Below are 20,362 nucleotides of genomic sequence, written 5' to 3'. Positions count from 1 at the left end.
TAATCTTATTAAAGGTTATTCATTGTTTAGAGGCTTGCAATATGCAGCTTCTAAACGCTCCTCACATATTAATCGCAAAGCTCAATATTAAGGCTTGTAAGTAAATTAAGAGCTTCAAAGCGCTCAAACTTAGCACCCGCTAACGCATTACTGTTTAAATCTATATTAAATTCTGTAGCCCCTACAAAGTCACACTCAGTTAAAGTGGTTTGAAAAAACTCACTATCGCGAAAATTACTTCCTGTAAATGTACTTTGCTTTAAATTGGCATGTCTAAAATCAACATTTTTTGCAAAGCAGTGTATTAATTTTAGTGATTTTAAAGTTAATTCATAAAAAGAGCTGTTACTAAGCTCACAGCTATTAAAGCTCACCGGCGCATCAATACTTAGGGCTCCCCAATCAGCATTGCTCCATTGCACGCTGTTTAACTTACAATGGCTAAAGCTTACACTTTCAAGCGAGCTGTATCCCCATTCTATGCTCGATAAATTGCAATGCTCAAAGCTGCACTCTATAAATCGACACGTTTTAAATTGCCCCTGAGATAAGTCGCAATTTATAAACGTACATGCTTCAAATTCTGTGTTTTCGAGTGTGTGTTTTGCTAGCTGCAAGGCACTAAATTGCTGATCGCAATAATAGCTATTATTAGAAATTGGCACTGTAACTACGTGTCCGTATTTAGGGTTGTTTAATGGGCATAAGGGCTGGTTTTTGGCAAGTCTTGTTTAAGCGCTAATAAGGCGATAAAAATTAAGCCAAAGAGCGGAAATACTGCTAAACACCCGCCTACAAAAGCCAAAACGCCCGGCATGGTGCTTTTGCTTTTACCTATTTTGTAGCTAATAAGCGCAAAAATTGGAATGCAAAACAAAATAAAAAAAGCTAAAAATTCACCAAATAATGTGAGATTAAACGACATAAGAACTCCCTCTCTATTGAATAATATTTGATACCAAGCAACTTGAATATTTAACTATTCTAGCGTGCTAAATAGACTAATAACTTAACACGATTGGTATGAACTGCTTTAAATTTAACCATAAAAAAACCCCTAGGCATACTCCTAAGGGTTTTTAAATCTAGCTAAGCGCATTTGTTACGCGCGGCATTACTCTTCGCTAGGAATTGCTTTTTCTACCACACTGATTGCAAGCTCAGTTAACGAGTCGCTATTAGCTTTGCTAGGTGCATCGGTTAATAAGCACGATGCTTGAGTGGTTTTAGGGAACGCAATAACGTCACGAATGTTATCGGTACCACATAAAAGCATAACTAAACGGTCAAGACCAAAGGCTAAACCAGCATGTGGTGGTGTGCCGTATTTAAGGGCATCAAGTAAAAAGCCAAACTTGTCTTGTTGCTCTTGCGCATCAATACCTAAAATTCTAAATGCTGCTTCTTGCATATCAGCATTATGAATACGTACCGAACCGCCACCTACTTCGTAGCCGTTTAATACCATGTCGTAAGCATCTGAAATAGCCGCGGCAGGGTTTGCTTCAAGCTCTTCTGCGCTAATATCTTTTGGTGCTGTGAATGGGTGATGCACAGCATGTAACGTGCCTTCGTCATCTTCTTCAAACATTGGGAAGTCAACAACCCAAAGTGGCGCCCAGCTATCAAGGTTAATGATTTCTAAATCAACACCAATCTTCAAGCGAAGCGCGCCCATTGCTTCGTTTACAACGTTGCGTTTATCGGCACCAAATAAAATAATGTCGCCCGTTTGTGCGTTAGTACGCTCAAGTAACTGGGTAATTACCTCTTCGTTTAAAAACTTAGCAACTGGAGATTGAACGCCTTCAGCGCCTGCATCGCGGTCGTTTACTTTCATCCACGCCATACCTTTAGCGCCGTAAATGCCAATAAACTTAGTGTAATCGTCAAGTTGCTTACGCGAAAGCTTAGCGCCACCCGGTACTGTTAATACAGCAACGCGGCCTTTTTCGTCATTAGCTGGACCTGAAAACACGTTAAACTCTACGTCTTTTACTAAATCAGCTACATCAACAAGCTTCATTGGGTTACGTAAGTCTGGCTTATCAGAACCGTAAAGGCTCATTGCTTCGCTGTAAGGCATAATTGGGAAATCGCCTAAATCAACGTTTAGTAATGATTGCCACATTTCACGGATCATTTTTTCAGTCATACCACGTACTTGATCAGAGCTCATGAACGAGGTTTCTAAATCTATTTGGGTAAATTCAGGTTGACGATCGGCACGTAAATCTTCATCACGGAAACATTTAACAATTTGGTAGTAACGGTCAAAACCCGACATCATCAACAATTGCTTAAACAACTGTGGTGACTGTGGTAATGCATAAAAGCTACCTTTATGAACACGACTCGGTACTAAGTAATCGCGTGCACCTTCTGGTGTTGCTTTTGTAAGTACAGGTGTTTCAATGTCTAAAAAGCCATTGTCATCTAAAAAGCGACGAACAAAGCTGCTTGCTTTAGCGCGCAGTTTAATACGGTCGCTCATTTCAAGGCGACGTAAATCTAAGTAGCGATACTTTAAGCGGCGCTCTTCTGAATTGGTTTGATTAAAATCAAGCGGAAGCGGCTCAGAGCGGTTAATAATAGTTAGCTCAGTGCCTAAAATTTCTACTTCGCCTGTTGCCATGTCTTTATTTACTTGGCTTTCTGGACGCGCACGTACAACCCCTTTTAACTGCACACAAAACTCTTGGCGAAGTTTGTTAGCGTTATCCATTAGTCCTTCAACCTCTGGATCGAATACAACTTGTACTAACCCTTCTCTATCGCGTAAATCGACAAAGATAAGTCCACCAAGGTCACGTCGTTTGTTGATCCAGCCACATAGTTCAACTTCTTGATCTGCGTGAGTTTTATTTAGCTGTCCGCAATATATAGAGCGCATAGTTTTCCTGTCAGATAAAAGGCTTAAACGGTTATATTTATTTGTTTTAAGGCGTGTGATTTAAAAAACTGGTCACCACAATACAAATAAAGCCGCTAGCAATCTAAAAATAATCAAATTAAGCCCTGCATTATACCCAAGTAGTATCAAGATGCTAGGGCGTGTTGAACGTTGGTGGTTGAATTTGCAGCAGTATGTTTGGCTTTTAGGCAAGGCAGAGTCTATGTAGTGTGGTTATTCCCCATAAAAAGGCGATAACGCAGCATAAATGCCAAACATGCGCTGCCCTTTGGGTTCTTTCTAGGGACGATTAACTCTTTGTTGCCTACATGGATGTAGGTAAGGGGCGTGAGCAGGACGCGGAAGCTTTGCTCGATTTTTACTTAGCCCACTAGGTTACAAACCTCGCGCCGCGATTTAATCGCCCCTAGATTGAACAAATTTCAATCTACAAAGATCAACACGCCCTAGAGCGTGTGTTTAGCTTTGTAATGTTAATTTGCAGCAAGCACCGTATGTATTTGGTACACTTACGCCACGAAGTCATTAAGCCACCCTTTTTATGTTATATATTGGATGCCCTCAGTGGTCGAGCAGCGCCTGGAAAGGCAACTTATTTACCCGCCAATGTAAAAATGCCGATATGCTAAGCCAATATGCCCAGCATTTTAACTCAGTTGAAGGCAATACCAGCTTTTACGCAGACCCAGCGCCAAGCACCGTTTTACGCTGGGCTCAAAGCGTACCCGAGGACTTTAAATTTACGTTTAAGTTTCATCGTCGCTTTAGCCACGAGCTTGCGCTTAGTAATGTTCAAACAGAACTTAATGACTGGCTTACGTTATTTGCCCCAATACTTGAAAAAACAGGGCAAATAATGCTGCAATTACCCAAAGCGTTTGGTCCAAGCGATTTGCCTAAATTAACGCAATTTATTAGCTTGCTCCCCAAAGAGCTAAATTACGGCGTAGAAGTACGCCATAGTGATTTTTTTAAAAAAGGTGAGGCCGAAATTGCCCTTAATCAGCTATTAATGGCAAATAATATAAACCGTATTTCTATGGATACCCGTGCGCTTTTTGCAATAAAGCCCACCACCGAGGCTTTAATAGATGCACAACAAAAAAAGCCACACTTACCGGTACATGCAATAGCTACTGGCTCGCAGCCGATGGCACGCTTTGTAATAGCCGATTTACAAAACGACTATAAACCCTTTTATAAACCCTGGCTCAATAAAGTAAAACAATGGCTTGATGAGGGAAAAACCCCGTATGTGTTTTTTCATACTGCCGATAACCGAGAATCTCCGCTCCTTGCTAGGCAGTTTTGTGAAGACCTAGGGTATAATCACCCGGTATTAAATCCATTCAGTGGCGAAAAAGAAGCCCACCAGCCAACGCTTTTTTAAATAGAGAACAAAAATGAGTGAATACGCACGTTACTTTACCGGCTACCCAGCTAACATTGTTGAGCAAGTATTAAGCCTTATAAATAACAACAAGGTATGTGACTACTTACTTAAAAAATACCCACATGCGCACACCATCACCACCGACAAACTACTTTACAGCTACGCCACTGATTTAAAAAAGCAGTATTTAAAAAACGCCCCACCGTTTGGACGCGCTGCATTTAAAAAACAAGGTGATATGGTTACCAACGCACTCGGTACTCACACCTACCGCATGCAGGGTAAAACCCGTAAGCACGATTTAGCCATAAACAGTGACTTACTGCGCGCACCAGAGCCACTGTTAAAAGCGCTAGTCGTACACGAACTCGCCCACTTTAAAGAAAAAGATCACAACAAAAGCTTTTATAAACTGTGCTGCCACATGGAGCCGCAATACCATCAGTTAGAGTTAGATTTACGGATTTTTTGTGTGGTGGTGGCAATGGGTGAGAATCCGTATGTTTAATATCTACTAAAACAAAAGTTTTCAAAAAATATAAACTCTTATAATGAATGTTTTTAATACAAATAAATGAGGTTTTAATGCAGCAAAGAGTAGAAATCGTTAATAAAGCTTTTTTTTGAACAACTCAATGATGCTGTTTTTCTTATTAAATGCAATGAAGATATACCTTATGGCGAAGGAGCATTTTCTCGACAAGCAATAATCACATCTATTTTGTGCTTGGAGTCTGCTGCTAACTGCTTTATGTACGCAATTCCATGCACTAAGGCTATGAAAAGTGCCCTAGATAAGCTATCACTTGTTGATAAGTACGAATACTTGTATATGTCTATTATAGAATCAAAAAGTATTAATCGCGGCTCTCCATATTTTCAAAAACTATCCGAACTTGTTAAAATTAGGAATAAATATGTTCACTCAAAGCCAAGTAGTGAGATATTGCCTCCTAATGAAATTTCAAAACCTGTACTTGATGACGAAAAGTCACAATATTTAAAACTCCCCATAGACCCACAATCTTGGCAGATAAAAGATGCAAAGAATGTAGTGAAGTATGTATGTGATTTTATTGACCACTTTCTCATTGATTTATGTGAATTCCCCCCCTCATACTCAACAAATTTTTTAATAACTACACTTTATAGCGGAGACGAAAGTTTTTGGTTATTAGACGAAAACAAGAAAGATACAATAAAGTATTTACGAGAAAGTATTGGGGCAAAAGTTAGATTCTTTGAAGCAAACTAAATAGCTAAGTGGATAAGTTTAAAACGTTATGAACCACGGCACTGAACCAGATACCCCGCAGAGTTAGCGGGGTATTATATAATAATCAATTTTAAATTTTACAGCCCTAGCTCAGCCATAAAGTCATCATCGGCATCATCTTGTTCTGCTTCTTTTGACTTAGCTTTTGCTTTTTCGGCCTTTTGCTTAGCTTCGTTTTCGATAATGTCATCAGGGTCTATCGCTTCTACAATGTCAAAGTCATGTAGTTTTATAAACTCTGTTTTATCCATTGCCAGCTCTAGGTAAAAAATATTTTGGTTGCGCGTAGTAAAGGTTACGCGGCGTGCTTGTGGACGATCCATGGTGGTATCAACCGATATTTGCACTTGTTTATTAATTGCCATCATTTTTGGCTGGTTTTGCGTAATAGAGGTATGTAACTGCTCACGCACTTTAGAAGTGAAGTCACCAACAATTTGGTTCATCAGCTCGCCCATTACATTTGAAACGTCATCCGATAAATGACTGTGGGCAATTTCTTCTTCAGGCATGCCCATATTGCGCATGTAATCGCCGTAAATTTCCATTGCTGCTTGCGCTGTAAAATTAGTGACTACCAGCCCTGTAAAGCCACCATCAAATAATACAAAACAGCCAATGTCTGGACGCATACAGGTGCGCGTTATTTTTTGCACCATAGCCGAGTAGCTAATTTCGTTACCGCTGGCTGATGACAAAACACCCGTAACTGAATGACATAGGGTTGCTAATATATCGTCTGTGCTAATTACCTTACTTTTGCTCATTTAACGTTCTCTTTTATACTTATTATTCATAATTCTAGCCAAGCTACTGAATTTATCACTGACTATCCAGTATAAAATGTTAAAATAGTGCCATTATTTTTAAAGAGACTGCCTTAGTGAGTATAAAAGACAGTATTTACGCCTCTGAGCAACAAGTAAAAGATTTTAGCTTTGACCAAAATGTGGTTGAGGTTTTTCCGGATATGATCCAGCGCTCTGTGCCTGGGTACGCCACCATTGTAAGCACTATGGGTAAATTGGCCGGTGAATATGCGCAAAGTAATTCAAACCTTTACGATTTAGGCTGCTCGCTTGGTGCGGTTACCCTAAGTATGCGCCGTAATATTCGCACCGATAACTGCCACATTATTGCTGTAGATAACTCACAAGCTATGGTTGAGCGTTGTAAGGTTCATTTACAAGGCTTTAAATCAGACGTGCCTGTTACAGTAACTTTAGGCGATATTAACGAGCTTGAGATTCAAAATGCGTCGGTAGTGGCCATGAATTTTACCTTGCAATTTATTCCGCCATTACAGCGCCAAGCCGTGCTTGAAAAAATTTACGCTAACTTAAAACCCGGTGGCGTACTGCTACTTAGCGAAAAAATTAAAGCCGAAAACGAGCAGTGCGATAATTTATTAATTGATTTGCACCACGACTTTAAACGCCACAATGGCTACTCAGAGCTTGAAATAAGCCAAAAACGTACTGCCATTGAAAACGTGATGCGCCCCGATACGCTAAGCACTCACTTTAATCGTTTAAGCGACATTGGTTTTAGCCAAACGCAAGTGTGGTATCAATGTTTTAATTTTTGCTCAATGGTAGCAATTAAATAAAGAGAGTGACTTATGTCTCAATGGTTTAACCAATTTTACGCAGCAATTGCACAAAGCCCGCTTAGCCACTGGCTAGAAACCCTGCCCGCTCAATTAAAGCATTGGCAAAACGAGGCAAGCCATGGCGATTTACCAAAATGGCAAAAAGTACTTAAAAATTTGCCAGAAGTAAAAACAACCCACGTTGATATCGCCACTAAAGTAGAAATTGGCGCACCGGGGGAGATGAGCGAAGGCGAGCAAAAACAAGCCACGCATTTATTAAAACGCATGATGCCATGGCGCAAAGGCCCCTTTACTGTACACGGTATTGAAATAAACACAGAGTGGCGCAGCGATTGGAAGTGGGACCGCCTGCTTCCCCATATTGAGCCATTAAAAGGCCGCACAGTATTAGATATAGGCTGTGGCTCTGGCTATCACTTATGGCGTATGCGCGGTGAAGGCGCTGAATTTGTAGTAGGTATTGACCCTTCTGATTTATTTTTGTGTCAGTTTCAGGCCATTAAACATTACAACCCAGACGAAAACGTGCATTTATTACCATTAGGTGTAGAAGCACTACCCGAGCTTAAAACGTTTGATACGGTGTTTTCTATGGGGGTGCTGTATCACCGCCGCTCGCCTATCGATTTTTTAGCGCAGTTAAAAGCGCAGCTTCGCCCAGGTGGCGAACTCGTGCTAGAAACGTTAGTAATTGAAGGCGATGAAAACACCGTACTTGTACCTACCGACCGCTACGCAAAAATGCGCAACGTTTGGTTTATTCCAAGTACTGCTGCACTTAAACTGTGGATGGAGCGTGTTGGCTTTAAAGATGTGCAAATAAAAGATTGCGCAATTACCACGCTTGATGAGCAACGCAGGACCGACTGGATGGAAAACGAATCGTTAGTTGATTTTTTAGACCCAAACGATACCAGTAAAACCATTGAAGGTTACCCTGCTCCACTTAGAGCAATACTAACTGCCAAAGCATAAATAACTAAAAAGCACCCAGGGCGTGTTGTTCTTTGATGGTTGAATTTGCAGCAGTGTGTTTGGTTCTTAGGCAAGGCAGAGCCTATGAAGTGTGGTTATTCCACATAAATAGGCGATAACGCTGCATAAATGCCAAACATGCGCTGCCCTTCGGGTTCTTTCTAGGGACGATAAACTCTTTGTTGCCTACATGGATGTAGGTAAGGGGCGTGAGCAGGACGCGGAAGCTTTGCTCGATTTTTACTTAGCCCACTAGGTACAAACCTCGCGCCGCGATTTAATCGCCCCTAGATTGAACAAATTCCAATCCGCAAAGGTCAACACGCCCTAGGGTGCTTTTTTTGTGCAATTAACAAACTAATAGCGGACAAGTGTCCTTGTTAATTATTTCAAAACTATATTTGAGCTAGCCGCGCAGTTGCAATTGTTGTAAAATACGCGCGTTTCTAAGCTATCGAAAAGCAACCCCAAGCAATTATTTGAGGAAAACCTGTGAGCGAACAAAAACAGTCATTAAGCTATAAAGACGCGGGCGTAGATATCGACGCTGGTAATGCACTTGTTGAGCGTATTAAAGGCGTAGTTAAAAAAACGCGTCGTCCAGAAGTAATGGGCGGAATTGGTGGTTTTGGCGCTCTTTGCGAAATTCCAGAAGGTTACAAACAGCCAGTACTAGTGGCAGGTACTGACGGTGTAGGTACTAAACTACGTTTAGCTATCGACTTAAAAAAACACGACACTGTAGGTATTGATTTAGTTGCAATGTGTGTAAACGATTTAATAGTACAAGGCGCTGAACCCCTGTTTTTTCTAGATTACTATGCAACAGGTAAACTAGATGTAGACACAGCGGCCGATGTAGTAACCGGTATTGGTAAAGGCTGTGAGATTTCTGGCTGTGCCCTGATTGGCGGCGAAACAGCTGAAATGCCAGGTATGTACGATGGTGAAGACTACGACATGGCCGGTTTTTGTACCGGCGTAGTAGAAAAATCTAAAATTATTGATGGCACAAAAGTAGCAGCCGGCGATCAACTTATTGCCCTTGCCTCTAGCGGTCCGCACTCAAACGGCTTTTCTTTAATTCGTAAAGTGCTTGAAGTATCAAACGCCGATACGAACCAAGTTATTGACGGCAAAACACTAGGCGAGCACTTACTAGAGCCAACACGTATTTACGTTAAGCCTTTACTTGAGTTATTTAAGCAAGTAGGCGTGCATGCCCTATCGCATATTACTGGCGGCGGCTTTTGGGAAAACATTCCGCGTGTATTACCTGATTCTGCAAAAGCAGTAGTTAAAGGCGATAGCTGGCAGTGGCCAACCGTTTTTAACTGGTTACAAGAAAACGGCAATATTACTACGCACGAAATGTACCGTACATTTAACTGTGGTGTAGGCATGGTATTAGTAGTACCAGGCGATGCGCTAGAGCAAAGCTTAAGCATTTTAAAAGAGCTTGGCGAAAACGCATGGCACCTTGGTGAAATTCAAGATGCTGTTGCCGGCGAAGAGCAAGTAGAAATTGTAGGTGGTGCTAAGTAATGGCACCCATTCGCTTAGTGGTATTAATATCGGGTAGTGGTTCTAATTTACAAGCCATTATTGATGCCTGCGAGCGCGGCGAAATAAACGGACACATAGCGGCTGTTATAAGTAACAAAGCAGACGCTTACGGCCTTGAGCGTGCAAAACAAGCAGGTATTGCTACAAAAGTGCTCAGTCACAAAGATTTTGACTCGCGCGAGGCCTATGATGCGCAATTAATGAACGTTATTGACTCTTTTATGCCAAATCTAGTTGTATTAGCTGGGTTTATGCGTATTCTTACTCCTAGCTTAGTGCAAAAATATGTTGGAAAAATGCTGAACATTCATCCATCTTTGTTGCCTAAGTATCAGGGGCTGAATACCCACCAAAGAGCAATTGATGCAAAAGACGATGTTCATGGCGTAAGTGTTCATTTTGTAACTGAAGAGTTAGACGGCGGTCCCGTTATTCTTCAGGCGCAAATACCTGTACTCAAGGATGATACAGCAGAAACATTAGCTAAACGCGTGCACGAACAAGAGCATATAATTTATCCTTTGGTGGTCAAGTGGTTCAGTGAACACAGACTTACTATGGAAGCAGATTATGCAGTTCTTGACGAAAAACAACTTCCTGCACACGGCGCGCACTACCCACAATAAAAAAATAAGTGCCCTGCTGTTATGTGTGGGCGCTTTACTTCCTACTAGCCTAATTGCAGGCGAACTAACAGAGTATCAAGCCAGCTACGATATTTTACGCAAAGGTAAAAATCATGGCGAGGCAGTACGCGAGCTTAAAAAAGTTGGCGAGCAAACATATCAACTTACTTATCACAGCAATATTGAGTGGATGATTTTCTCTGACAAGCGAGAAGAAACCTCAGTATTTACTTTTTTAGATAACAAAGTCACTCCTCATCATTACAATATGGTGCGTACCGGCACCGGCCCAGATAAAGATTATAAAATAGACTTTGATACACAAAATAAAGTGGTCACCAGCAGTACTAGCGAATACCCGCTAAAGTGCGAATGGACTGACGAATTTCAAGATGCTATTTCGTATCAAGTACAAGTACGCGAAGGCTTAAAAAAAGGCGAAACTTATTTTTCGTTTCCGCTTATTGATAAAAAAGGCAATCGCCGCGACTACAACTTTGAAGTGGTTGGCAAAGAAATGATTTCGCTGCCAATTGGTAACGTAGAAGCTATAAAAGTAAAACGTTTATACGATAACGATAAACGCCAAGCCCTTGCTTGGTTTGCACCAGAAATGGACTACATGCTAGTACGTATGTGGAAAGGCGAAAAAGGCATGGAGCAGTTTGAAGTACAAATGAATTCATTTACCGTTACCCAGCCTGTTTCTACTCCTGTAAGTGAGAGCAGCGAAGTAAGATCAGAAGCGCCGTAAACACGGTGATAGCAAACACAAAAAAACGCGATTTTATATCGCGTTTTTTTGTGTTTGCTTTTAGGCTAATTAACTAAATTAGTTCGCCCATTTTAAATAACGCAAACTCCCCTGGCTGCATTTTTTGCCAGCGTTCGTCGTTGGTTAATGGCCGTGTAGCTATTACTGTTACTACATCGTTTGGGGTGGTTTCTTCGTTAAAATCAACCACCATATCGGCATCAATTAACGTTGCTTTACCAAATGGCGCTCGGCGCGTTATGTAGTGTAAGTTATTAGTGCAATACGCCAATACAAATACGCCATCGGTCAATAACATATTAAATACGCCCTTTTCACGTAGCGTATGCGAAAGCTTAGCCGCATATCTAAATACAGAGGCCATATTAGAGGGACGTTTTGGGTATTTTTCACGAATTTTATCTAGCAACCAACAAAACGCCAGCTCACTGTCGGTGTTACCCACAGGGCGATAATATTGTGGTTTTAAATCGTGATAGTTAGATAACTGGCCATTATGTGCATAGGTAATTTCGCGTCCCCAAAGCTCACGGGTAAACGGATGGGTATTTTCAAGGCACACTCGGCCACGGTTTCCTTGGCGAATATGGCTAATTACCGACACGCTTTTAATGGGGTAAGCTTTTACTAGCTTGGCGATTTCTGATTGATAGCTTGGCTCAGGATCTTTAAAGGTTCTACACCCTTTACCCTCATAAAACGTTATACCCCAGCCATCTTTATGCGGGCCAGTATTACCACCGCGCTCTAACAAACCTGAAAAACTAAAACAAATATCCGTAGGTACGTTGGCTGACATGCCAAGTAATTCACACATTAATAAACTAACCCTTAAAAAATACGTATAAATAGCGCTGTACTTTACTATGCGCTACAACAGACATACTTACTTAAAAAAACTTTTTTGGCTAGCTGATTTACTGATTTTTAGCGCTTAAATAATCGCTGTGATTGAATTAAACACAGCAGTGGTGCATGCTTGTTCCTTATAAAGGGAATGATGATAAGCATAATGACTAGTTTGTCGTTAATTTAACGCTGTAATGTACTTGAAACTTACGCTCACTAGCGCTACTCTAACTGAGGTGGTCTGACCTCTATTAAGGAATAAGCAATGACACTCATATTTACACTCGGTTTAATCGCACTGCTCAGCATCGCGGTTTACCACAGAGCGAGTTGGAACACAGCACTTGGTGTTTCTGCCGCAACATTATTAATTGGTACCTTCGCAGGTGCTTTTGGTTTAATTAGCTGGTTGATCTTTTTGATCATCGCGGTTCCTCTTTCTGTTACTGGCATTCGTCAGCAATATATAATCAAGCCGATTTTTACTACCTTTAAAAAAGTAACACCAAGCATGTCTGACACTGAAAAGTCAGCAATCGATGCCGGTACTACGTGGTGGGAAGCTGATTTATTTTGTGGTAACCCAGATTGGAAAAAGCTACACCAATACCCAGTTCCAAAACTGACTATTGAAGAGCAAGCCTTTATTGATGGCCCTGTAGAAGTAGTATGTAGCATGCTAGATGATTGGGAAGCAACACACGAGCTTACCGATTTACCGCAAGATGTATGGCAATATCTAAAAGATAATAAATTCTTTGCCATGATCATCAAAAAAGAATACGGCGGTTTAGAGTTTTCTGCGTTTGCACAATCATGTGTTCTGCAAAAGTTAACCAGTAAATCGACCTTACTATCATCAATTGTAGGTGTACCTAACTCGTTAGGCCCAGGTGAATTACTACAGCACTACGGTACTGAAGATCAAAAAAATCATTATTTACCGCGCTTAGCCCAAGGCCAAGAAATTCCATGTTTTGCATTAACCTCGCCAGAAGCAGGCTCTGACGCAAGCTCAATTCCAGACTATGGTGTTGTGTGTAAAGGGCAATGGAACGGTGAAGAAGTAGTAGGTATTAGCCTTACTTGGAACAAGCGTTACATTACTCTTGCACCAGTGGCTACAGTACTTGGTCTTGCCTTTAAACTACAAGATCCAGATGGTTTACTAAGCGACAACAAAGAGCCAGGCATTACCTGTGCACTTATTCCAACTAACACGCCAGGTGTTGAAATTGGTCGTCGCCACTTCCCGCTTAACGTACCATTTCAAAATGGCCCGACTCGCGGTAAAGACATTTTTGTACCCCTTGATTACATTATTGGTGGCCCAGAAATGGCTGGCCAAGGCTGGCGCATGCTGGTTGAATGTTTATCGGTTGGCCGTGCAATTACATTGCCATCAAACTCTGCCGGTGGCATTAAAACAATTGCCGTAGCAACAGGTGCATATAGCCGTATTCGTCGTCAGTTCCGTTTACCTATTGGTAAAATGGAAGGTGTTGAAGAGTCACTGGCTAAACTTGCAGGTTACGCTTACAGCTCAGATGCAGCCGTTAGTATGTCAACGGGTGCGGTAGATTTAGGTGAAAAGCCATCGGTTGTTTCAGCTATTATTAAATATCACCTTACCGAGCAAATGCGCGAGTCGACCATTCATGCAATGGACGTACTTGGCGGTAAAGGGATTATGCTTGGGCCAAATAACTATTTAGGTCGTGGCTATCAAGGTGCCCCTATTGCTATAACAGTAGAAGGTGCCAACATCTTGACCCGTAATATGATTATTTATGGTCAAGGTGCAATTCGCTGTCATCCATTTGTACTAACCGAGCTTGGTGCTTGTGAAATTGAAGACCGCGAAGAAGCGCTTAACGTATTTGATAAAGCGCTAATGGGCCACATTGGCTTTACAATGTCGAACCTTGTACGTACTAAGTGGCTTGCGCTTACCGGTGCACGTTTCACTAGCGTACCGTACAAAGACGACACCGCAGAGTTTTACCGTATAGCATCACGCTTTAGTGCATCGCTTGCGCTTATGTCTGACATTAGCATGGCGGTATTTGGTGGCTCGCTTAAACGTAAAGAGCGCATTTCAGCACGTTTAGGTGACTTACTAAGCTACTTATATTTAGTGTCTGCAACGCTTAAACGTTATAACGACGAAGGCCGTAAACAAGAAGATTTAGCCCTAGTAAAATGGAGCTGTCAGGATCATCTTTACCACTGCCAACGTGCCCTTGCTGATTTAATCAATAACATGCCCTCTGCCCCATTACGTGGCGTATTAAAAGTATTGTTATTCCCGTTTGGTCGCCCGGTTCGTAAACCTACCGACAAACTTGAGCATAAACTAGCACAACTACTTCAAGTACCTAGCGAAACGCGTAACCGTTTAGCAAGCTATGTTTACTTAAAAGATGAGCCACTAAACCTAGTTGGCCGTCAAGAGCAAACACTTAAAGACGTACTGGCTGTAGAGCCGTTATTTGAACGAGTATGTAAAGAAAAAGGCCTTAAACTGCCATTCTTCCAACTTGATAAAGTAGCGCAAATGGGCCTTGAAGCTGGCATATTAAGCCAAGCAGAAGCTGATAAATTAGCCGCTGTTGAAAAAGCCCGCTTAGATGTGATTAACGTTGATGACTTTGACCCAGCTGATTTATTAGCAGGCAAAGCCGCACGTAAAAGTGAAGACAGCAAAGCAGATGCAGCTTAACCCGTTAGGTTAACGCAGCCAACAGTCCGCCTGTTGTGATCATCCAAACCAGCGCGTAATGTGCTGGTTTTTTTTGCACGATAGCTTGTTGGAGTGCGCACCAAATAATGCCAGTTAATAGCAACAAGCCATTTGCTTGGTTGAATAAAGCAAAAAAACCAATAAGCGAAAGTAAGAGCACAATTAAACTAGGAACAAATTGGCCAATAAAAAATGCTGTTTGCTTATTCTGCATTTTAAAAAACACACTATATTGTTGATGTAGATGACTACAATCAAATTGTAATGAACTACTAAACAACACCACAAAAGCTAGTGACAAAATACTAAATATATCAGCTAAATTAGCGCGCTCTTGTAGTAGTACCTCAAATGCCATAAATACGCACAACAATAAAGCACCTCGCCAAATCAAAATCCAGCTGTTGTGTATAAAAAACATTAGCCAAAAGCCTGTAAGCGAGCTTAGCTCTAACTTAGCTGCAAAATTAAAAGGTACCATTAAGGTGCTTAAGGCAAATAACAGCACAAAGGCACACTGATAAATCAGTGGACTTACATCAAACGGTAACATTAACCACATTGCAGATAACAAAAATCCATAAACAAGCGCTATTGGCTTGTATAAGCATAAAATGCCGAGGATAAATTGTAATAGTAAAAACACCAAAAAATGCGGCACCCTAAGCCACTGGTTTATGCTCAGGTCAATCGCAATAACAAGGCTTGCAATCAACCAGCCATTACTTAACAGCAAAAGCTTTATATCCACCAAACCAAGCCAATACCGCTTTACCAATGTCTGTTGAAACGCTCGTTGGGTTGAGTTTTTTATTGCAGACTTCATTGCGCTTAACATTACACTTTGTAGCAGCAAATACAGCCAAGCCATTTGCGCACCATATTGAGGTGCATCACTACTATCAATAATTTTTCCAAGCCCTAAAAAAAGTAGCAATATCAAACCCAACACTGACGAGCCTAACACCACTAAAAATAACACCCCAAAGCTTTTCAGTTGTAATAATAATTGTGTAAGTTCAGTCTTGTATGCCTGAAAACGATAATCCATAAAAGAGCGGTATTGGCCAATAGATTGTTTTAAATTTGCAATCATAAAGGCATACACTCAAAGCCATGCAGTAAAAAAGGCTCGGGCTCGTGACAGGTAATAATTATTTGACCTTGTGGCTTATTTACTAAATATTCATCAAGTAAAATTAATAAATACTCAATACTCGCTTGATCAAGCGCTGCACTGGGTTCATCTAACAGTAAATACGGTGCATCGCGCATAAGCGCTAAAATTAACTGGCACTTCTTTTGGTTACCTGATGATAGAGCGTCAAAGCGCGTATTTAGAAATTCATTAAAATTAAATCCATCGACTATAGCTGTTGGCCAACAACAACCAAATGTATTTGAGGATAAGTTAATTATTTGCTTTGCTGTTAAAAAGTCGGGTAAAGCAATACTGTCAGAGGCAATAGCAACTTGCTTATGTGGTTCTGTTAATGCGTTTCCAGAAAACAAAAGCTCACCACTTTCGTAAGTTTCAAGCCCCGCTAACATCATCAATAGAGTTGTTTTCCCTTGGCCATTAGGTGCTTCGATGCACACTTTTTGGCTGCTAAACACTTTATTGTAATCACGATAAACCACGTTGGTAACAAACTGCTTATTTAAGCCAATCACTTCAATCATAAAATATCCCTATAAGTAAGCGTGATATTATAAATAAACTTTTATGAGAAACAAAACCCATCACCACAGCTTTAAAACAACACTAACGGGAAAGTAACATCGCTTTCTAATAGCGATAAATCTTTTAGCAAAGTGAAACAGTATCAGAAGCTCTGAAAAAGCTTATGACATCAACAGCGTTCCTCTCTAACACTTCACTATAAAGATAAGCTTTTTACATCTGCGGCGCTATGACTTAGCCTCAAGCCATATAAACTACTTTAAAGGACAATTTGAATTTTGATAACACGTAAAGCTATGAACTAAACTAAAAATTAAGCTATGAGTTTTTAATTCAAATCTACTACGGTTTACGTGTTGATCTGACTCCATAAAAGTAGACACCTATTTAGGAGTCAGTTCTCATGAAAGTAAAAGCGTTTCGTAAACATACAGAGGAATTTAAAAGAAAAGTGGTGCAGGAGTCATTAGACTCACACGGTACCGTTAAAATGACCGCTAATAAATACGGTATTCATCCCGATATGCTGTCAAGTTGGAGAAGTAAAATGACCTCAAGAAAAGAGCCTAAGCCACTTAAAAACCATGGTCCAGAAAAGTCATATAAAGACCTTGAACGTCAAGTTCGTAACCTTGAAAAGCAGCTTGAGGACGTACAGTTGGAGAACGACGTACTAAAAAAGGCGAGGGCCTACTTCGACAGTCTAAAAGAATAAGGTTTCAATATATTCATAAGACCACGACGGTGAAGAAAACAGTAAGCAAGTTATGTAAGTTATTATCTGTTTCTAAGGCTGGGTATTACAAATGGTTGAAACAGTCGTCGAATCCAGTTGAAAGAAAAAATGATTTTTTACTTCAGTTTTTAATAAAAAGAAGTAATGAAGAGCACTGCATACCTGGTTACAGAAAATTGTGGCAAGCCGCCATAGCCGACGGATATGATTGCAGTAAAGGCCGAGTGCAGCGTTTATTACAAAGCGTAGGTTATCGCTCTAAATCAGGTAAGCGTCGCTACACCAGTGGTAATAAAAAGCAGGGTTTTATAACGACAGAGAATCTACTTGCTCGTCAATTTGATGTTGAAGAGCCTAATAGTGTATGGGTATCGGATATAACTCAGGTGCGCTGTAAAGAAGGCTGGCAGTACTTATGTGTCATTTTAGATTTATACTCACGCAAAGTTGTGGGCTGGGCAACAAGTCGAATTAATAATGCGGTTTTAGTGATTAAAACACTAAAGAAGGCTTGGAATGTGCGCAAGCCGAACGGGCAACGTTTACTGTTTCATTCAGATCAAGGGAGCCAGTATCGAGCTAAAGAGACTATATCGTGGTTGAACAAGCGAGGTGTAACGATTAGCATGTCGAGAAAGGGGAACTGCTGGGATAATGCCTGTTCAGAAAGTTTTTTTGCTCAGTACAAAAAAGAATGGATGAGTAATCTAAATGAACTGAGTCGTAGCGAAATGACAATACAAAGTCGTTTTTATATTGAGAATTACTACAACTCAGTGCGAATGCATGGGACGATTGGAAATGTTAGCCCCATACAATATGAATCAATGAATTAAAACCCCGTGTCTACTTTATCGGGGTCAGATCAGATAGCTGATAGCTGATAGCTGATAGCTGATAGCCAAAGGGTAATTTATAAAGTTATTTAACCAAGGATTTTATAAGCTTGCTACTGAGGAAATAACAAGTGGCGGAGTGGACGGGACTCGAACCCGCGACCCCCGGCGTGACAGGCCGGTATTCTAACCAACTGAACTACCACTCCGCAGTGGTATGTGCATGGGGTAATGCACTTACTAATTTTGTTACGATATCAAATGGCGGAGTGGACGGGACTCGAACCCGCGACCCCCGGCGTGACAGGCCGGTATTCTAACCAACTGAACTACCACTCCGCAGAGATATCATATTACTTGTCATTACTAAATTTGTTGGCGGAGTGGACGGGACTCGAACCCGCGACCCCCGGCGTGACAGGCCGGTATTCTAACCAACTGAACTACCACTCCAGCATACAAATTTTGTAACATAACAGTGTTTAAATAGTGGCGGAGTGGACGGGACTCGAACCCGCGACCCCCGGCGTGACAGGCCGGTATTCTAACCAACTGAACTACCACTCCAGCGCGTATTTAAACTGTTATTTTTTCTTATTGGCGGAGTGGACGGGACTCGAACCCGCGACCCCCGGCGTGACAGGCCGGTATTCTAACCAACTGAACTACCACTCCATAATAAGAATATGTTTTACAACCATATGTTGTGTAAGTGTTGGCGGAGTGGACGGGACTCGAACCCGCGACCCCCGGCGTGACAGGCCGGTATTCTAACCAACTGAACTACCACTCCAGCGTCTACTTACAAATTGTCGAAAATTGGCGGAGTGGACGGGACTCGAACCCGCGACCCCCGGCGTGACAGGCCGGTATTCTAACCAACTGAACTACCACTCCGCATTTTCGTTTCTGCTTAGGTCTCCCTTTGCAGCGGCGTGAATAATACGAATCAGCCCCTACTTCGTCAAGGGCTTTTTTGTTTTTTTACAGGTTTTTTAGTCATCTGACATCGAAAGGTTTAAAATTTCACCTGATTTGTCACTTTTTGAGCCATTTTTGCCGACTTGATTTTTTTCTGCATCGGCGTTGCTCTCATCGTTTACTTTCTTTTTGTTTAAAAAAGGCAGTTTAAAGTTAAATTTGATTGGCTTTTTCTGTACAAAAATACGAATTGCTAACCACCCTAACAATAAAATGAGCAAATTACAGCCCACGATTAAAGTCACTAATGTAGAAGTGGCCATTTTTTCTTCAACGGGTTCAGCTTCCAAGGCCAGATTTTGATCAATAAGCGTAGCAGGGTCTATTTCGGGCACTGCTTCTATTGGCCTTTCTATCTCAAATTTGTATGTTGGTATTGTGGCCATAAACTCACGACCGTTTATATTAGTGCCAAAAACAGACAGTTCAACGCTGTATCTTCCCCAATCATAGTTTTTAATTGCTAGTTGGCGTGTATCACCCGCTTGCGCGTCAATTGTAAACATTTGCTCTTCATTGTTAGGGTAATAAATTTTTCCCTGCACAATAACGGTTTCGGGTTTAACTATGTTGCTATCTATATTAATAGTTAGCTGGTGATCGTCGGTATCAAGCTCTGCCAGTGCGACCTCAGATTTAAATGGCGGTTCATGCACAATGATAGGGTCTTGCACAATGCGTCGCTGTAATAAGGGGGTCGCTATATAGAGTTCTGGTGTCCACTGCCCTGCAGGAAAGTCTAATTTAAATTCGCCAGTAAACACTCCATCGTTAGGGCGTTCATCAAAGCCGCGGCCATCGTCTTTAAATTCGGCAACTTCTTGAGTACCTGCACCGAAGTTTGCATAGCTTTCATCGTTAGTACTTACAAAGTCAACGTTTAGGCTAACTACATCTGTGAATAAGTTAGCATCGATAGGCTCATCATCATTTAAAATTTCGCCCGTTATTTTTATTGTCTCGCCTCTAAACAACATAGGAGGTAGTGGCTGTGCTTTTAAAGACACTTCCCCTAACACCACAATGCGGCTGTCGGGCAAAATGCGGCCAATAACTTGCCATGGGCCAGCCATCGGTTTTTTTATGGTGATTAAGTCGTAACTAAGCTCATCAAACCAATCGAGGTTGGGATCTTTAACGGCGTTAGTGGCAAAGTACTTGCTGCCATCGGGCCTGACTAAAATAACCGCGGGCGAACCTGGCTTTCTAAAAAATAGTAAGGTTATTTCGTCTAATTGGCTGTCTATACGAAAACGGTTATCTAGCAGCGGTATTTCATTTTGTTCGCCGTCGCGTTTAAGCAGCTCTACTTGCTTAACGGCAAACGCACTGGCGCTAAACAGTGAGGTGGCGCACAATACAGTTATAAAATACATCGTTTTCATAGTTGGCC

At 41.3% G+C, this 20,362-nt stretch carries 18 protein-coding genes and 7 tRNA genes; 10 read left to right on the top strand and 15 right to left on the bottom strand.

The window, feature by feature from the left end:
• Nucleotides 1-68: 68 nt before the first annotated feature.
• From VOI46_RS05875 to aspS, 3 genes are all read right to left on the bottom strand, one after another.
• Nucleotides 69-665, bottom strand: coding sequence for a pentapeptide repeat-containing protein (locus VOI46_RS05875; protein ID WP_004588949.1), 597 nt, complete (start codon nt 663-665; stop codon nt 69-71).
• 29 nt (nt 666-694) lie between these two features.
• Nucleotides 695-925 carry a hypothetical protein gene (locus VOI46_RS05870; RefSeq protein ID WP_004588948.1) on the bottom strand — a complete coding sequence of 77 codons (231 nt, stop codon included), beginning with the start codon at nt 923-925 and terminating at the stop codon, nt 695-697.
• 189 nt (nt 926-1,114) lie between these two features.
• Nucleotides 1,115-2,893 (bottom strand): aspartate--tRNA ligase, encoded by a 1,779-nt coding sequence (aspS, locus tag VOI46_RS05865; protein WP_004588947.1) that lies wholly within the window; start codon nt 2,891-2,893, stop codon nt 1,115-1,117.
• A gap of 562 nt (nt 2,894-3,455) precedes the next feature.
• On the opposite strand from aspS, the gene VOI46_RS05860 reads away from it, so the two are divergent.
• The 3 genes from VOI46_RS05860 to VOI46_RS05850 all read left to right on the top strand — a co-directional run bounded on the left by VOI46_RS05860 (nt 3,456) and on the right by VOI46_RS05850 (nt 5,562).
• Nucleotides 3,456-4,304, top strand: a complete 849-nt coding sequence (locus VOI46_RS05860) for a DUF72 domain-containing protein (protein WP_004588946.1) — start codon at nt 3,456-3,458, stop codon at nt 4,302-4,304.
• Nucleotides 4,305-4,317: 13 nt separating this feature from the next.
• Entirely contained in the window at nt 4,318-4,815 is a 498-nt protein-coding gene (locus VOI46_RS05855; RefSeq protein WP_004588945.1) for a YgjP-like metallopeptidase domain-containing protein, read from the top strand.
• Nucleotides 4,816-5,085: 270 nt separating this feature from the next.
• Nucleotides 5,086-5,562, top strand: coding sequence for a hypothetical protein (locus tag VOI46_RS05850; RefSeq protein ID WP_039972420.1), 477 nt, complete (start codon nt 5,086-5,088; stop codon nt 5,560-5,562).
• A 98-nt stretch (nt 5,563-5,660) separates the two neighbouring features.
• On the opposite strand, the gene VOI46_RS05845 is transcribed toward VOI46_RS05850, so the two are convergent.
• Nucleotides 5,661-6,350 carry a DUF3334 family protein gene (locus tag VOI46_RS05845; protein ID WP_004588943.1) on the bottom strand — a complete coding sequence of 230 codons (690 nt, stop codon included), beginning with the start codon at nt 6,348-6,350 and terminating at the stop codon, nt 5,661-5,663.
• A 116-nt stretch (nt 6,351-6,466) separates the two neighbouring features.
• Between VOI46_RS05845 and cmoA the strand changes: the two genes are divergently transcribed.
• From cmoA to VOI46_RS05820, 5 genes are all read left to right on the top strand, one after another.
• Complete coding sequence (cmoA, locus tag VOI46_RS05840) at nt 6,467-7,192, top strand: carboxy-S-adenosyl-L-methionine synthase CmoA (RefSeq protein ID WP_004588942.1); 726 nt, start codon at nt 6,467-6,469, stop codon at nt 7,190-7,192.
• Between the two features lie 12 nt (nt 7,193-7,204).
• The gene (gene cmoB / locus VOI46_RS05835) at nt 7,205-8,173 is read left to right on the top strand and encodes a tRNA 5-methoxyuridine(34)/uridine 5-oxyacetic acid(34) synthase CmoB (protein WP_004588941.1); all 969 of its coding nucleotides are present in this window, start codon (nt 7,205-7,207) and stop codon (nt 8,171-8,173) included.
• 492 nt (nt 8,174-8,665) lie between these two features.
• Nucleotides 8,666-9,718, top strand: coding sequence for a phosphoribosylformylglycinamidine cyclo-ligase (gene purM / locus VOI46_RS05830; protein WP_004588940.1), 1,053 nt, complete (start codon nt 8,666-8,668; stop codon nt 9,716-9,718).
• Nucleotides 9,718-10,365 carry a phosphoribosylglycinamide formyltransferase gene (gene purN, locus VOI46_RS05825; protein ID WP_004588939.1) on the top strand — a complete coding sequence of 216 codons (648 nt, stop codon included), beginning with the start codon at nt 9,718-9,720 and terminating at the stop codon, nt 10,363-10,365. The genes purM and purN overlap by 1 nt, the downstream gene beginning before the upstream one ends.
• Nucleotides 10,366-10,381: 16 nt before the next feature.
• Nucleotides 10,382-11,119, top strand: a complete 738-nt coding sequence (locus VOI46_RS05820) for a DUF3108 domain-containing protein (protein WP_029772580.1) — start codon at nt 10,382-10,384, stop codon at nt 11,117-11,119.
• 73 nt (nt 11,120-11,192) lie between these two features.
• On the opposite strand, the gene VOI46_RS05815 is transcribed toward VOI46_RS05820, so the two are convergent.
• A complete protein-coding gene (locus VOI46_RS05815) occupies nt 11,193-11,957 on the bottom strand; it encodes a class II glutamine amidotransferase (RefSeq protein WP_004587229.1) in 765 nt (254 codons plus the stop codon).
• Between the two features lie 297 nt (nt 11,958-12,254).
• Between VOI46_RS05815 and fadE the strand changes: the two genes are divergently transcribed.
• Nucleotides 12,255-14,711: an acyl-CoA dehydrogenase FadE gene (fadE, locus tag VOI46_RS05810; RefSeq protein WP_004589028.1), complete on the top strand. Its 2,457-nt coding sequence runs from the start codon at nt 12,255-12,257 to the stop codon at nt 14,709-14,711.
• A 4-nt stretch (nt 14,712-14,715) separates the two neighbouring features.
• On the opposite strand, the gene VOI46_RS05805 is transcribed toward fadE, so the two are convergent.
• On the bottom strand, nt 14,716-15,828 hold the full coding sequence (locus tag VOI46_RS05805; protein ID WP_004589027.1) for a DUF6136 family protein: 1,113 nt from the start codon (nt 15,826-15,828) through the stop codon (nt 14,716-14,718).
• Complete coding sequence (locus VOI46_RS05800) at nt 15,825-16,415, bottom strand: ATP-binding cassette domain-containing protein (RefSeq protein WP_004589026.1); 591 nt, start codon at nt 16,413-16,415, stop codon at nt 15,825-15,827. The genes VOI46_RS05805 and VOI46_RS05800 overlap by 4 nt, the downstream gene beginning before the upstream one ends.
• Nucleotides 16,416-16,819: 404 nt before the next feature.
• On the opposite strand from VOI46_RS05800, the gene VOI46_RS05795 reads away from it, so the two are divergent.
• Nucleotides 16,820-17,988, top strand: a protein-coding gene (locus VOI46_RS05795; RefSeq protein WP_121637701.1) for an IS3 family transposase whose coding sequence is annotated in 2 segments (ribosomal slippage) — nt 16,820-17,090 and nt 17,090-17,988 — 1,170 coding nt in all. Because the reading frame shifts where the segments join, the coding sequence is not laid out codon by codon here.
• A gap of 132 nt (nt 17,989-18,120) precedes the next feature.
• Here VOI46_RS05795 and VOI46_RS05790 read toward each other — a convergent pair.
• The 8 genes from VOI46_RS05790 to VOI46_RS05755 form a co-directional block, all read right to left on the bottom strand.
• A tRNA-Asp gene (locus VOI46_RS05790) sits at nt 18,121-18,197 on the bottom strand.
• 53 nt (nt 18,198-18,250) lie between these two features.
• Nucleotides 18,251-18,327, bottom strand: a tRNA-Asp gene (locus tag VOI46_RS05785).
• A gap of 37 nt (nt 18,328-18,364) precedes the next feature.
• A tRNA-Asp gene (locus VOI46_RS05780) sits at nt 18,365-18,441 on the bottom strand.
• Nucleotides 18,442-18,478: 37 nt separating this feature from the next.
• Nucleotides 18,479-18,555 (bottom strand) — tRNA-Asp (locus VOI46_RS05775).
• Between the two features lie 31 nt (nt 18,556-18,586).
• Nucleotides 18,587-18,663 (bottom strand) — tRNA-Asp (locus VOI46_RS05770).
• Nucleotides 18,664-18,704: 41 nt separating this feature from the next.
• A tRNA-Asp gene (locus VOI46_RS05765) sits at nt 18,705-18,781 on the bottom strand.
• Nucleotides 18,782-18,808: 27 nt separating this feature from the next.
• A tRNA-Asp gene (locus VOI46_RS05760) sits at nt 18,809-18,885 on the bottom strand.
• A 98-nt stretch (nt 18,886-18,983) separates the two neighbouring features.
• Nucleotides 18,984-20,354, bottom strand: a complete 1,371-nt coding sequence (locus VOI46_RS05755; protein ID WP_004585982.1) for a TIGR03503 family protein — start codon at nt 20,352-20,354, stop codon at nt 18,984-18,986.
• Nucleotides 20,355-20,362 lie beyond the last annotated feature (8 nt).

Source organism: Pseudoalteromonas sp. CuT4-3 (assembly GCF_035666335.1).
Lineage (GTDB): Bacteria > Pseudomonadota > Gammaproteobacteria > Enterobacterales > Alteromonadaceae > Pseudoalteromonas > Pseudoalteromonas atlantica.
The sequence above is the reverse complement of the archived record's forward strand: the minus strand, read 5'-3'. Positions and strand labels throughout refer to the sequence as shown.